The sequence below is a fragment of the Bacillus paralicheniformis genome (assembly GCF_001042485.2).
Taxonomy (GTDB): domain Bacteria; phylum Bacillota; class Bacilli; order Bacillales; family Bacillaceae; genus Bacillus; species Bacillus paralicheniformis.
This window is the reverse complement of the sequence record NZ_LBMN02000009.1, coordinates 50,413-63,816: the sequence shown is the minus strand read 5'-3', so window position 1 is coordinate 63,816 and position 13,404 is coordinate 50,413. Positions and strand designations below refer to the sequence as shown.

The following is a 13,404-nucleotide window of genomic DNA, read 5'->3' as shown; positions in this document are numbered from 1 at the left end:
TTATTTCGTTTTTAATCCTTGTTCCAATGTCTCAAGCATTTCAGTTTTATCCGATTCAGTTGCGTGCTGCCAGATGACCTCGAACAACACACCTAATCCCGGAAGCATTTTTTCTTCACCGCTTTGGATCGCATCGACGATCGTGTGCTCAAGCTCTTCTTGCGAGTTTCCTGATACATTGGCAATAACGGCATGGCGCAAATTCAAATCCATCTTTTTTCACTCCATTTCATCAAATCTGATTTTCTATATTCTGCCTCGCTTTCGGGTTTATTATGTATCATTGATGAGATATAATGTGACTATTGCGAGACAAAGGAGTCAAAACGATTTGAAACGAATTGAATCAGCCAAAAATCAAAAAGTGAAGGATTGGAAAAAACTTCATACGAAAAAAGAGCGGACAAAAACCAATACTTTCTTAATAGAAGGCGAGCATCTCGTTGAGGAAGCGCTGAAGACACCGGGTGTTGTGAAAGAAATCATGGTCCGAGACGAAGCGGATTTCCCGGCCGCGCTTGCTGAGTCTGTTGCCCGCTATATTTTGAGCGACGATGCTTTCTCGGCGATTGCCGAAACAGAGACACCCCAGGCTGTCGCCGCTGTATGCCGAATGCCTGAAAGTGGACCTTTTCAATACGAAAAGCTGCTGCTTGCGGATGCTGTGCAAGATCCGGGCAATTTAGGGACGATCATCCGGACGGCAGACGCGGCGGGGATCGATGCCGTTGTGATCGGACAAGGCACTGTCGACCCCTACAATGCCAAAACGCTCAGATCGGCTCAAGGTTCGCATTTTCACATTCCGATTTTAAAACGCGAGCTTTCGGAGCTGATTGAAGAGCTAAAGGGAAAAAGCGTCCCGGTTTACGGCACAGCGCTGCAGGATGCCGTGCCATTTAGAGAAGCGGAGCCGTCGCAGTCATTTGCGCTTTTGATCGGAAACGAAGGATCTGGGGTCGATCCGGATCTCCTCGCACAGACCGACCAAAATCTGTACGTTCCGATCTACGGAAAAGCGGAGTCGCTGAATGTGGCGGCCGCAGCCGCGGTCCTTCTTTATCATCTCCACGGATAACCGGTTGCACAGGATCATGTAATTCACTATAATGAATGTAATATGTTTAAAAACAGTGATAGAGGCTCCGTTTTTTCACATGTCGCCATTTAGGGAGAAAATGCCTTAGACTGCAAGCATTTTTATGGCAGGCCGGAAAAACGCTTCACCTCTTGAGTTGTCACCGGGACCGCGTCTCTCGAGGGATGTGTAAAGGTGAACCGGATTCATTCCGTTATGCCAATGAAGTAAGCAGCAAAGCTTTTTTGCTTTGTTTTAAAAAAGGGTGGTACCACGGCCACGATTCGTCCCTTTCATTATGAAAGGGGCTTTTTTTATTGCCTAAAATAACAGGTTGCTACATAAAAGGAGGAGTTTTTAAGATGCAGGAAGAGCTGAAACGGCTTGAGAAAGAAGCGGTTGAAAAAGTGGAAGCCGCTGGTTCATTAAAAGAAGTCAACGATGTCCGCGTTGCGTACCTGGGAAAAAAGGGACCGATCACGGAAGTGCTTCGGGGAATGGGAAAGCTGTCCGCTGAAGAAAGGCCGAAAATGGGCGCCTTGGCGAACGAAGTAAGAGAAAAAATCGCCGCGGCGATTGCCGAAAAAAATGCCCGCCTAGAGGAAGAAGAGGTGAAAAGGAAGCTGAAAGAACAGACGATTGACGTGACGCTTCCGGGAAGCCCTGTAAAAACAGGAGCGAGGCATCCGCTGACGATCGTTATTGAAGAAATCGAAGACTTGTTTATCAGCATGGGATATTCGGTGGAAGAGGGTCCTGAAGTAGAAACCGACTACTATAACTTCGAAGCGCTCAACCTTCCGAAAGAGCATCCGGCCCGCGATATGCAAGACAGCTTTTATATTACGGAAGATACGCTGATGAGAACGCAGACGTCTCCCGTCCAGACGCGCACGATGGAAAAGCATAAAGGCAAAGGCCCTGTCAAAATCATCTGCCCCGGCAAAGTATACCGCCGCGACAACGATGATGCGACACACTCCCATCAGTTTATGCAGATTGAAGGGCTCTGCGTTGACCGCGATATCAGCATGAGCGACTTAAAAGGAACGCTTGAAACGGTCGCGAAAAAGATGTTCGGCGAAGAGCGCGAAATCAGACTGCGTCCAAGCTTCTTCCCGTTTACAGAGCCGTCTGTCGAAGTCGATGTTTCCTGCTTTAAATGCGGAGGCAAAGGCTGCTCCGTTTGTAAACAAACGGGCTGGATCGAAATTCTCGGCGCTGGAATGGTGCATCCGAACGTGCTCGAAATGGCCGGATTCGATTCCAAACAATATCAGGGATTTGCATTTGGAATGGGTGTTGAACGGATCGCGATGCTGAAATACGGCATTGACGACATTCGTCATTTCTATACGAACGATGTCAGATTTTTATCTCAATTTAAACAGGCTTAAAGAGGAGGACGCGTGATGTTTGTTTCATATAAATGGCTGCAGGAATACGTGGATTTAGATGGGATGACTCCCGAGATTCTCGCTGAAAAGATTACGAGAAGCGGAATTGAAGTGGAAGGCATCGAATATAAGGGAGAAGGAATGAAAGGCGTTGTCATCGGACATGTGCTGGAGCGCGAACAGCATCCGAACGCCGACAAGTTGAATAAATGCCTCGTCGATATCGGCGAAGAAGAGCCTGTCCAGATCATCTGCGGGGCTCCGAACGTGGACAGAGGGCAAAAAGTAGCCGTCGCCACGGTTGGTGCGGTATTGCCCGGCAATTTTAAAATCAAAAAAGCGAAGCTTCGCGGGGAAGTGTCTAACGGCATGATCTGCTCTTTGCAGGAGCTTGGCATTCAAGGCAAGCTTGTGCCGAAAGAATATGCGGAAGGCATCTTCGTCTTCCCGGGCGATGCAGAAACCGGTGCGGACGCCCTTCAAAGCCTGGCGCTCGACGATGCGGTTCTTGAACTGGGACTGACGCCAAACCGCGCCGACGCCATGAACATGCTCGGCGTTGCCTATGAAGTGGCTGCGATTCTCGGCCGCGAAGTCAAGCTTCCTGAGACGGCTTATCAGGCAGGCGCCGAAAAAGCGGCGGACTATATTTCCGTCAAAATTGAAGATACAGAAGCCAATCCTTTGTACGCGGCAAAAATCATTAAAAACGTCAAAATCGGCCCGTCGCCGCTTTGGATGCAGACGAAGCTGATCAATGCCGGCATCAGACCGCACAACAATGTCGTCGATATTACGAACTTTGTTCTGCTCGAATACGGTCAGCCGCTGCACGCGTTTGACTATGACCGCTTTGGCTCAAAAGAGGTCGTCATCCGCAAAGCGTACGAAAATGAAACGATAACGACGCTTGATGAACAAGAAAGAACATTGACGCTTGAGCATCTTGTCATCACAAACGGTTCTCTTCCGCAGGCAGTCGCAGGCGTAATGGGCGGAGCGGACTCCGAAGTCCGCGAAGATACGGCGACAGTGCTGCTTGAGGCCGCGTATTTTAACGGTCAGACCGTTCGCAAAGCATCAAAGGATCTCGGTCTTCGCAGCGAATCAAGTGTCCGCTTTGAAAAAGGCATCGATCCTGCACGGGTGCGCCTCGCTGCAGAACGCGCGGCAGATTTGATCAGTCGGTATGCCGGAGGAACCGTCTTAGAAGGTACGGTTGAAGAAAACCACCTTGATATCAAAGAGAATGTCATCCGCCTTTCTGTTGATAAAGTGACGAAGGTTCTCGGCATGTCCATCAGCAAAGAAGAAATGGTCAACATTTTTGAAAGGCTCGGCTTTGCCGTTGAAGACGCTGAACGGGAACTGGTCGTGACGGTTCCGTCAAGAAGAGGCGATATTGCGATTGAAGAAGATTTGATCGAAGAGGTCGCAAGACTGTATGGATATGACAACATTCCGTCGACACTGCCGGAAGTAACAGGCTTTGCGGGCGGACTGACACCTTATCAGGACAAGCGCAGAAAAGTAAGACGCTTTCTGGAAGGAGCAGGCCTTTCCCAGGCGATCACATACTCATTAACAAACGATAAAAAAGCAACGGCTTACGCATTGGAAAAATCGTTTAAAACGATCCTTTCGCTGCCGATGAGCGAGGAAAGAAGCGTGCTGAGGCACAGTCTGCTTCCTAATCTGCTTGATTCGGTCGCATACAACCTGGCCCGGCAGTCAGATTCTGTAGCTTTTTATGAGGTCGGTTCAGTTTTCTTGAAAGCTGAAGAACATACGAAACCGATCGAAAAAGAACACGTCGCCGGAGCCGTGACAGGCCTGTGGCACAAAAACCTCTGGCAGGGCGAGAAAAAGCCGGTTGATTTCTTCGTCGTAAAAGGCATCGTCGAGGGTCTGTTGGAAAAGCTCGGCATCACGGAAGGCATCGAATTCGCTCAATCTGAAAGAAAAGAGCTTCATCCTGGGCGGACGGCCAATATTTTGCATAACGGCTCATTAGTCGGCTTCATCGGCCAGCTGCATCCGTCAGTTGAAAAAGAGCTGGATCTGAGCGACACGTATGTGTTTGAACTGGACCTGCACGAGCTCCTTCGATTGGATGTACCGGAGATCACGTATACACCAATTCCAAAGTATCCTTCTGTTACCCGGGATATCGCGCTTGTTGTGAATAAAGAAACAGCGGCCGGTCAGCTTGAGGACGTCATCAAAACAGCAGGCGGCAAATGGCTGAAAGAAGTCCATGTCTTTGACGTCTACGAAGGCGAGCACATGGAAGAAGGCAAGAAATCTGTCGCCTTCAGCCTGCAATATTTGAATCCTGAACAGACATTGACAGAAGAAGAAGTGACAAAAGTCCACGACCAAGTGCTGAAAGCACTGGAGGATGCGTATCAGGCTGTATTGAGAGGATAACCGGTTCCCAGCCCAATTGAGGCTGCCCGGCTGCAGTACAAAAAAGGCGTCTCCGCTTTATGCGGAGACGCTTCAGCGTGTCGACAAACCCTCGCATTCGTTGTCAGGTCTGCGCGTCGGTGCTCACGAATTCCAACATTCGCTCCGCTCCGATGCTCGGCCTTCCTAGACTGCAAAGGTTTTCAATCACGCTGAAAAGATGACAAAATCCCAAAACAAAAAGCCGTTTTGGGATTTTGTCAACAATCTGAGGCGTCTCCGCTTTATGCGGAGACGCCTTTTTATAACTATTGATACCAAACTTTATTTTTCTCGATCAGGCTGTTGTGTTCCGCATCCCAGACATCGACGGTGTATGCGTAATCGTAGTTCATAATGCAACGGATGCCGCTTCCTTGCGGATCATGCTCCACCCCGAAATTATGGGAAAATTCGTGTCTTTGTGCTTTTGCCGTATTTTCCGTTCCCAGGTCGAACGTGACGCTGAAAGCAGGACCGTCCGGTTTAACAGGGTATTGAAAAGCGATGCCGCCCGCTTCAAAATTGTCGTTGGCTGTAAAGCCGGCTACGAATTTATAAGGCCGTCCTTCGAATTTGTCCGCCAGGTTGTCAAGAATGTCAGAGGCATTGCTTCCGGAAGAACTCCATGGGGCAACAGCTTCCACGACAAAATCAATATCGTGGTCGCGGTTAAACATTTCGTCCGCCTCTTCAACGATGTTGACGATTCTCGTTTTCCAGTCTTTGTGTTTCTGCCGGTACTGCTTATCAGCCACCGCGAGGACACTTATCTTTTGCTTGCCCGTGCTTGCCTGAGTCGAAAATTTACCGTTGTTTACATTCTTTTTAAATGTGATCGTACTCGTTTCATTTCCTTTCTCATCCAGCACTTTTGTTTTCGTTGTTTTTTCAATGTGAACTTTGCCTGTTAAATCTTTATAACCTTCCTTAGGTTTAGGCAATGCTTCCTTATAAATCCCTTTTGCTTCATGAGTATGCTTATGACCGCCCGTTTCCGCGACTCCGGCCGCCCCAGGTATTAAACTTGCAGAAAGCAATAAAGTAAAGAATAAAGACCGTTTTTTCATTTGAAAAATTTCCTCCTTAGTTTTTAACAGACTAAAGATTCGTCTAGTTAACTAGAAATCCCTTCTTTCTATCCAAAAAGAGGAAAATATACATAGGTTCTTATGACAAACCTTTCAATGTAACTACAAAGTTCGTTAAAATCAGACAAGAAATCTGCCATTTGACAGTGATTTTTAAACAGAACTATAGGCCTTTTGTTTGCTAATATTCTGATAAATCGTAATATTCTCTAGCGAAAATGATCGAAATTCAGCTAAGATTGCTGAGTTTTGAATTGCCTGCGGGAATAGAAGCAAGAGAAAGGCACTGCTTGGCTGTTTCGCATAAATAGACAAGCCGTCCGCCTCTATAACCTTATTTTGTACCTAATTTCTTCTCTCAATAAATGTTAACCAAGTCACATTCCTCTGGCCCGCTGGAAAAAACTATTTCATATTTCTTTTTTTTAGTATAAAATCATTAATAGTTCAAAATAACCATTCAGAAAGGATTGGTACTATGACAAAAAACCCGAGCAACAGTACTCAAACATTTATCATTTTAGGCTGGATATGTACCGGTATATCACTACTGCTTTTTCCAATTTTATTTGGTGCAGGAGGAGTTATTTTTGGATATCTAGTAAGAAGTAATGGGAAAGTCCAACACGGGACAATCATGATGATCGCAGCTATCGCTTGTGGTTTATTTGGTGTTGTATTAGGAATGGCTTCTGCCGGATATTAAATTCATTCCAATCGATAATGAGAATCCGAGGCAGAACAGTATACATAAAAAAGCAGGCCGACGGGTCTGCTTTTTACTTGATTATAATGCCGGGATGCCAATAGGCCATAATCTCAGCACGCAATGTTTGCAGCCTCTTCATCTTCCTCCCTAATCTTGTCGGGCTCATAGGCCCTTTCCCGTAGGATAAGCGCATCCATATATATGTGGAAGATTTCCGTGATTCTAATATAACTAAGAACATATCATGATTAAGAAAAGCCTCATCTCATTATATTAATCAGGAGATAAAATGAATGATGGTAAGAGCATGAAGTTCATTACGTCCTGTCAAGACAATACACGATTCCGTTTCAAATATTTACTGTGAATGGATCGAAGAAAGAATTCGTAAGTTTCATTGCGAAGAGCCGGGATGAATGCGGGATATAGCCACAAGCGGAAATACTCCTTGGAACTCCGTGAATTGGTCTCTCGAGCTTCCTGCTAAAACAGCTGGGAACCCTGATAGTCAGGAGTTCCCGCTTTTTGGTGTATTCAGTTTTTCGACGCCAGGCGCACCGCTTTCTGTGTGTTCGCAAAATGGCGTTTCGTGAAATGACCGAGCGCTGCTTCGCCGTGTTTCTTGATCAGCTTTGCCGCCGCTTCATCGACGAGCGGACCCGCTCCTTTCGGGAGCGTCATCCCGGCTTCTTTCGAAAGCTTATCCATCTCCATTAAAAATGAATAGCGTGCGATGATCGAAGCCGCTGCAACTGAAAGATGGATGCCTTCCGCTTTTGTGCTGAAATATGTACGTTCTTTGATGGCGTTTTTGCCGGCCAGGTGTTTAAAATAGACGGCAGGTTCTGCGAACTGGTCAATTAAAATCGCTTCAGGCCGGGTTCCGTCCAATTTTTTGAGAAGGTTGCCGATCGCCTGGTTGTGGAGAAGGGCCTTCATTTTTCCCTGGCTCATCCCTTTTTCCTGCATTTCATTATACTTTTCATTTCTCAAGACGAGCAGGCTGTAAGGAACTGTCTTGATTAAGTCGCGCGCGATCTGAACGATTTGCGGATCTTTTAAGTTTTTTGAATCTTTAACACCGAGTTCCTTTAACAGCGGCAGCTTTACCTTGTCAGCGTATACGCACGCGACGGTGATCGGACCGAAATAATCGCCTGTCCCGACTTCATCGGAGCCGATCACAGACATGGAACCGATGCCTTCAGGCGGCTGATAGACGGACGGGATGCTTTTTTTGGATGCGGGCTTTTTGGCAGCCGGTGTTTCAGCATCCGCCGTCCAGCGCTCCGCTTCCTTTTCCGCGTTTTTTCCTTGGAACAGCACCTTCCCCGACCGGTATGCTGTAATGGTGCAGCCCTGTGGTTTGGCCTGGAAAACCGCGCCCTGTACGGAAAGGGAAGTCATGTGAGGCCCGTAGTGGCTTTGCATCCGTTCAATAACAGACGGGGGAACTTTTAAAACAGAATGTGACACGTTCTAATCTCCTTTATTAGCTGCTTAAACAGGCTAAATCATTGTTTTTATAAGTGTATCATAACAGCGGAGGGCTCGTCTTTCCATTCAATCTCTAAACATGTTATGATATAGACTAGGATTCTCGCATAATTGGAATGGAGGAGAAACGTTGTCTGATGGTCAAAAAACGAAAACAACAGTTGACATCTACGGTCAGCAATTCACAATTATCGGCGATGAGAGCAAGAGCCATATGAGGCACGTTGCCTCGATTGTGGATGATAAAATGAGAGAAATCAACGAAAAAAATCCGTATCTTGATATAAATAAACTGGCCGTTTTGACGGCTGTAAATGTGGTTCACGATTATTTGAAGCTGAAGGAAGAGCTTGAGAGATTAAAAGGACAAATTAAAGAAAAGGATTGAACATCACGATGCTAGATATCATCATTATCATTTTGCTTTTGTCCGGTTTGTTTATTGGACTCAAAAGAGGGTTTATCCGCCAGTTTATCCGTTTGGTTACGTTTATCGCAGCGATCGCTGTGGCCGCAACCTATTACGGCGACCTTGCACCTAAGCTCGGCTGGATTCCGTCTCCCGACTTTACGGGCGGCCAGTCTGCGCTGGCGTTTGTAAACGGAAGCCTTGAAGGCGCTTATTACAATATGATTGCGTTTTTGATTCTCTTTTTCCTGACGATTATCCTTTTGAGAATTGCCGCATCGTTTCTGGATGCCGTTGCAAGCATACCGGTTCTCAAACAGATCAACCAAGTACTTGGAGCCGTGCTCGGTTTTGCGGAAATCTATCTGTTCGTGTTTGTCGTTCTGTTCATCGGAACGCTTCTGCCGATCGATGTTCTGCAAAACATGATGGCCGGTTCGGTGATGGCTGACTTGATCATTCATAAAACACCGTTTTTATCAAACATGTTAAACAATCTGCTGCATCAGTACGGATCTTTGTAAAAACTTCTCTGTTTGTAGGGAAGTTTTTTTTCGGGGCTCTTGAGAACCCCGAAAACTGTCGAATAGGCCTGTTTGTTGTAGGATCAGCCAAAAATTTGTATGATTGAAGCAGGATGAACGAGGGGAAACAAGAGGTGAACAGCATGCATAAAAAAGATATCATCAAATTGCTTGAAACGATTGCGATATATATGGAACTAAAAGGGGATAACCCATTTAAGATCTCCGCTTTCAGAAAGGCTGCGGCAGCTCTTGAACAAGACGACCGGAGCCTCTCGGAAATCGATGATATGATGTCCCTGTCCGGGATCGGCAAAGGCACGTATGCCGTCATCAAGGAATATATGGACACGGGAGCGTCCGGTACGCTGGAACGATTAAAGGAAGAGGTTCCGGAAGGACTTGTCCCGCTTTTGAAGCTGCCGGGCCTCGGCGGCAAAAAAATCGCCAAGCTGTATCAGGAGCTCGGTGTCTGTGATGCGGCGTCTTTAAAAGAGGCATGCGAACAGCAAAAGGTTCAGGGGCTTGCCGGATTCGGCAAAAAAACGGAAGAAAAAATCCTGCAGGCTTTAGGTGAAGCGGGGAAACGCCCTGAACGGTACCCGATCGCGGTCGCTTTGGCTGTCGCTGACATCATCGAAGAACAACTTGAAGGGCTCCAGGGCCTCATCAAGTTTTCGCGGGCCGGAAGCCTGCGCCGTGCCAAAGAAACGGTGAAAGACCTCGATTACATTATGGCTGTCACTGATCCGGAACTTGTCCGGGAAGGACTCCTGAAGCTTTCGAACATCAAGGAGGTCATTGCCGCAGGAGATACGAAAGTGTCTCTCACATTTGCCTTTGAATACGAAATCAGTGCGGATTTCCGGCTGGTGACGGAGGAACAGTTCCCAACGACGCTCCATCATTTTACCGGATCAAAAGACCACAATATCAAAATGCGCCAGCTTGCCAAAGAAAAAGGCGAAAGAATCAGTGAATACGGCGTCGAAACCGTTGAAACTGGAGAAATTAAAACCTTCTCAAGCGAACAAGAGTTTTTCGCCCATTTCGGGCTTCCGTTTATTCCGCCCGAACTGCGGGAGACAGGAAGAGAAGTTGAGGACTACCGCGATGACATCGGACTCGTTTCCGCCGAGGATATTCAAGGAGACCTTCATATGCACTCGGCTTGGAGCGACGGTGCTTTTTCGATCAGGGAAATGGCGGAAGCCTGCATGGCAAAAGGGTACCGCTATATGGCGATCACAGACCATTCCCAGTATTTAAAAGTGGCAGGCGGTTTGACGCCTGAGCGCCTGCGCATGCAGGCGAAGGAAATTGATGAACTGAATAAGGAATTGACCGATTTTCATATTTTTAAAGGCGTGGAAATGGACATCCTGCCTGACGGAACGCTAGATTATGACGATGAGCTGCTGGCGGAAATGGACCTTGTCATTGCTTCGATCCATTCAAGCTTTTCACAGCCGCAGCATGTCATCATGAAGCGGCTTGAAACCGCACTGATGAATCAGCACGTTGACATTATCGCTCATCCGACCGGCCGTCTGATCGGAAGAAGGGCGGGTTATGAAGTCGATATTGACCAGCTGATCGAGCTTGCGAAGAAAACGAATACAGCCTTGGAACTGAACGCAAATCCAGCGCGGCTCGATCTCAGGATGGAACACTTGATGAAAGCGAATGCTGCCGGAGTGACACTCGTTATTAATACGGATGCCCACAACACAGCGATGCTTGACGATATGAAAACGGGCGTTACGGCAGCGAGAAAAGGATGGACGCCAAAGGCCAATGTATTAAATACCCGCTCCTTTGAAGAAGTCCAGGCATTTTTGTCGCGCCATCGATCTTAAGGAGGTTTAATGGACGTTGCAGCAAAAAGCGCTATCAGCACTTGAATTTCATAAAGTAAAAGAACAGCTCACAGAGCATGCGGCATCTTCTTTAGGGAAGGAAATGCTTTTGGAACTCAAACCTTCCCGTTCGCTCGAAGAAGTCAAAAAGCTGCAGGAAGAAGTCGATGAAGCAGGAACCGTCCTGCGTTTAAAAGGAAACGCCCCTTTCGGAGGCCTTACCGACATTAGAAAAGCGTTAAGAAGGGCGGAAATCGGCAGCATTTTAAGCCCGGCGGAATTGACCGAAATATCGGGTCTGCTATACGCAGCAAAACAGATGAAGCATTTTCTCGAAGGCCTGTTCGAAGACGGGGTTGAGATTCCTTGTCTTCACCAATATGCAGAAAAGCTCATTCCGCTTTCCGAATTGGAAAGAGACATCAATTCGTGCATCGATGATCATGGAGAAGTGCTAGACCATGCATCTGAGACGTTAAGGGGAATCAGGACGCAACTGCGGGCGCTTGAATCAAGAATCAGGGACCGGCTGGAATCAATGTTGCGTTCTTCATCTGCGCAAAAAATGCTGTCGGATACGATCATCACAATTCGTAACGACCGCTTCGTTATCCCTGTCAAACAGGAGTACAGATCAAGCTACGGAGGAATCGTGCACGATCAGTCGTCTTCCGGCGCGACATTGTTTATCGAGCCTCAGGCGATTGTCGATATGAACAATGCGCTTCGCCAGGCGAAAGTAAACGAAAAACAGGAGATTGAACGGATTTTGCGCGTCCTGACAGAAAAGACGGCAGAGCACACAAATGAACTCTTTCACGATGTCAAAGTGCTTCAGACGCTGGACTTTATTTTTGCAAAAGCAAAATACGCCAAAGCGACAAAAGCGGTTAAACCGGCTGTCAATGCTGACGGCTATGTCCGCCTGATTCAAGCCCGCCACCCGCTTTTGCCCCTGGATGAAGTCGTTCCGAATGATATTGAGCTCGGCGGAGAGTATACGACAATTGTCATCACGGGCCCGAACACGGGCGGTAAAACGGTGACGCTTAAAACGCTCGGGCTTTTGACCATTATGGCGCAGTCGGGATTGCACGTACCGGCGGAAGAAGGATCAGAAACCGCCATATTTGATCAAGTATTTGCCGATATCGGCGATGAACAGTCAATCGAACAAAGCTTAAGTACGTTCTCGTCACATATGGTCAACATCGTCGATATTTTGAAAGACATGACGGAAAACAGCCTTGTGCTTTTTGACGAGCTCGGCGCCGGGACAGACCCGCAGGAAGGCGCGGCCCTTGCGATCAGCATCCTTGACGAGGTGTGCCAGACTGGCGCGCGCGTCATTGCCACGACTCATTACCCTGAGCTGAAGGCATACGGCTACAATCGCGAAAATGTCATTAATGCAAGCGTCGAATTTGATATCGATACACTGTCGCCGACCTACAAGCTGTTAATCGGAGTGCCCGGCCGAAGCAATGCGTTCGAAATTTCGAAGCGACTCGGGCTCCCTGATTACCTGATCGGCCGCGCAAAAGCGGAGATGACGGCCGAGCATAATGAAGTTGATACGATGATCGCATCGCTGGAAGACAGCAAAAAGCGCGCCGAGGCGGAACTGAACGAGACAGAAGCCATCCGCGCCGAGGCTGAAGCCCTTCACCGCGACCTCCAGCAGCAGATCAGCGAATGGCAGGAGAAAAAAGAAAGGCTCTATGAAGAAGCGGAGCAAAAAGCCGCTGAAAAAGTCAAAGAAGCGATGAAAGAAGCAGACGAGATCATCCAGTCGCTCCGCATGATCAAGGAAGACCATAAAGCATTTAAAGACCATGAGCTGATCGAGGCGAAAAAACGCCTTGAAGAAGCGGTGCCTTCGTTTGAAAAAGCGAAAAAGCCGGCTCAGAAAAAAACGGACAAGCGCGAATTAAAACCGGGCGATGAAGTCAAGGTTTTAACCTTTGGTCAAAAAGGGACGCTGCTCGAAAAAACGGGTGCGGCCGAATGGAATGTTCAAATCGGCATTCTGAAAATGAAGGTTAAGGAAAAGGATCTGCAATTCCTGAAATCGGCACCTGAACCCGAAAAACAAAAAACGATCGCCGCCGTCAAAGGAAAAGATTATCACGTCTCGCTCGAACTCGACCTTAGAGGGGAGCGGTATGAAAATGCGCTTCACCGGGTTGAAAAATACTTGGATGATGCGGTGCTTGCGGGCTATCCAAGAGTCTCGATCATCCACGGAAAAGGAACCGGCGCCCTCCGAAAAGGCGTTCAGGACCTCTTGAAATCCCACCGCAATGTGAAAAACTCCCGGTTCGGCGAAGCGGGAGAGGGAGGATCAGGCGTCACCATTGTCGAATTAAAATAAAAAAGGGAGTCTAGAAGG

General features: G+C 47.6%; 11 protein-coding genes. 8 read left to right on the top strand and 3 right to left on the bottom strand.

What is annotated here, in order from left to right; all coding sequences use genetic code 11:
- On the bottom strand, nt 1–213 hold the full coding sequence (gene sspI / locus ACH97_RS07875; RefSeq protein ID WP_023855460.1) for a small acid-soluble spore protein SspI: 213 nt from the start codon (nt 211–213) through the stop codon (nt 1–3).
- Between the two features lie 118 nt (nt 214–331).
- On the opposite strand from sspI, the gene ACH97_RS07870 reads away from it, so the two are divergent.
- From ACH97_RS07870 to pheT, 3 genes are all read left to right on the top strand, one after another.
- Nucleotides 332–1,078, top strand: a complete 747-nt coding sequence (locus ACH97_RS07870) for a TrmH family RNA methyltransferase (RefSeq protein ID WP_041817275.1) — start codon at nt 332–334, stop codon at nt 1,076–1,078.
- 362 nt (nt 1,079–1,440) lie between these two features.
- Complete coding sequence (gene pheS, locus ACH97_RS07865; RefSeq protein ID WP_003184229.1) at nt 1,441–2,475, top strand: phenylalanine--tRNA ligase subunit alpha; 1,035 nt, start codon at nt 1,441–1,443, stop codon at nt 2,473–2,475.
- Nucleotides 2,476–2,490: 15 nt separating this feature from the next.
- Nucleotides 2,491–4,905, top strand: coding sequence for a phenylalanine--tRNA ligase subunit beta (gene pheT, locus ACH97_RS07860; protein WP_020452510.1), 2,415 nt, complete (start codon nt 2,491–2,493; stop codon nt 4,903–4,905).
- A 287-nt stretch (nt 4,906–5,192) separates the two neighbouring features.
- Here pheT and ACH97_RS07855 read toward each other — a convergent pair whose 3' ends face one another.
- The gene (locus ACH97_RS07855; protein ID WP_020452509.1) at nt 5,193–5,993 is read right to left on the bottom strand and encodes a zinc-dependent metalloprotease; all 801 of its coding nucleotides are present in this window, start codon (nt 5,991–5,993) and stop codon (nt 5,193–5,195) included.
- Between the two features lie 499 nt (nt 5,994–6,492).
- Between ACH97_RS07855 and ACH97_RS07850 the strand changes: the two genes are divergently transcribed.
- A complete protein-coding gene (locus ACH97_RS07850) occupies nt 6,493–6,720 on the top strand; it encodes a hypothetical protein (RefSeq protein ID WP_020452508.1) in 228 nt (75 codons plus the stop codon).
- A gap of 537 nt (nt 6,721–7,257) precedes the next feature.
- Here the strand turns inward: ACH97_RS07850 and rnhC are convergent.
- The gene (gene rnhC / locus ACH97_RS07845) at nt 7,258–8,199 is read right to left on the bottom strand and encodes a ribonuclease HIII (RefSeq protein ID WP_020452507.1); all 942 of its coding nucleotides are present in this window, start codon (nt 8,197–8,199) and stop codon (nt 7,258–7,260) included.
- Nucleotides 8,200–8,350: 151 nt separating this feature from the next.
- Between rnhC and zapA the strand changes: the two genes are divergently transcribed.
- The 4 genes from zapA (at nt 8,351) to ACH97_RS07825 (ending at nt 13,386) form a co-directional block, all read left to right on the top strand.
- Nucleotides 8,351–8,608: a cell division protein ZapA gene (zapA, locus tag ACH97_RS07840; RefSeq protein WP_020452506.1), complete on the top strand. Its 258-nt coding sequence runs from the start codon at nt 8,351–8,353 to the stop codon at nt 8,606–8,608.
- Nucleotides 8,609–8,616: 8 nt separating this feature from the next.
- A complete protein-coding gene (locus ACH97_RS07835) occupies nt 8,617–9,153 on the top strand; it encodes a CvpA family protein (protein WP_023855455.1) in 537 nt (178 codons plus the stop codon).
- A 143-nt stretch (nt 9,154–9,296) separates the two neighbouring features.
- Entirely contained in the window at nt 9,297–11,012 is a 1,716-nt protein-coding gene (gene polX, locus ACH97_RS07830; RefSeq protein ID WP_020452504.1) for a DNA polymerase/3'-5' exonuclease PolX, read from the top strand.
- Nucleotides 11,013–11,028: 16 nt separating this feature from the next.
- Nucleotides 11,029–13,386, top strand: a complete 2,358-nt coding sequence (locus tag ACH97_RS07825) for an endonuclease MutS2 (RefSeq protein ID WP_020452503.1) — start codon at nt 11,029–11,031, stop codon at nt 13,384–13,386.
- Nucleotides 13,387–13,404 lie beyond the last annotated feature (18 nt).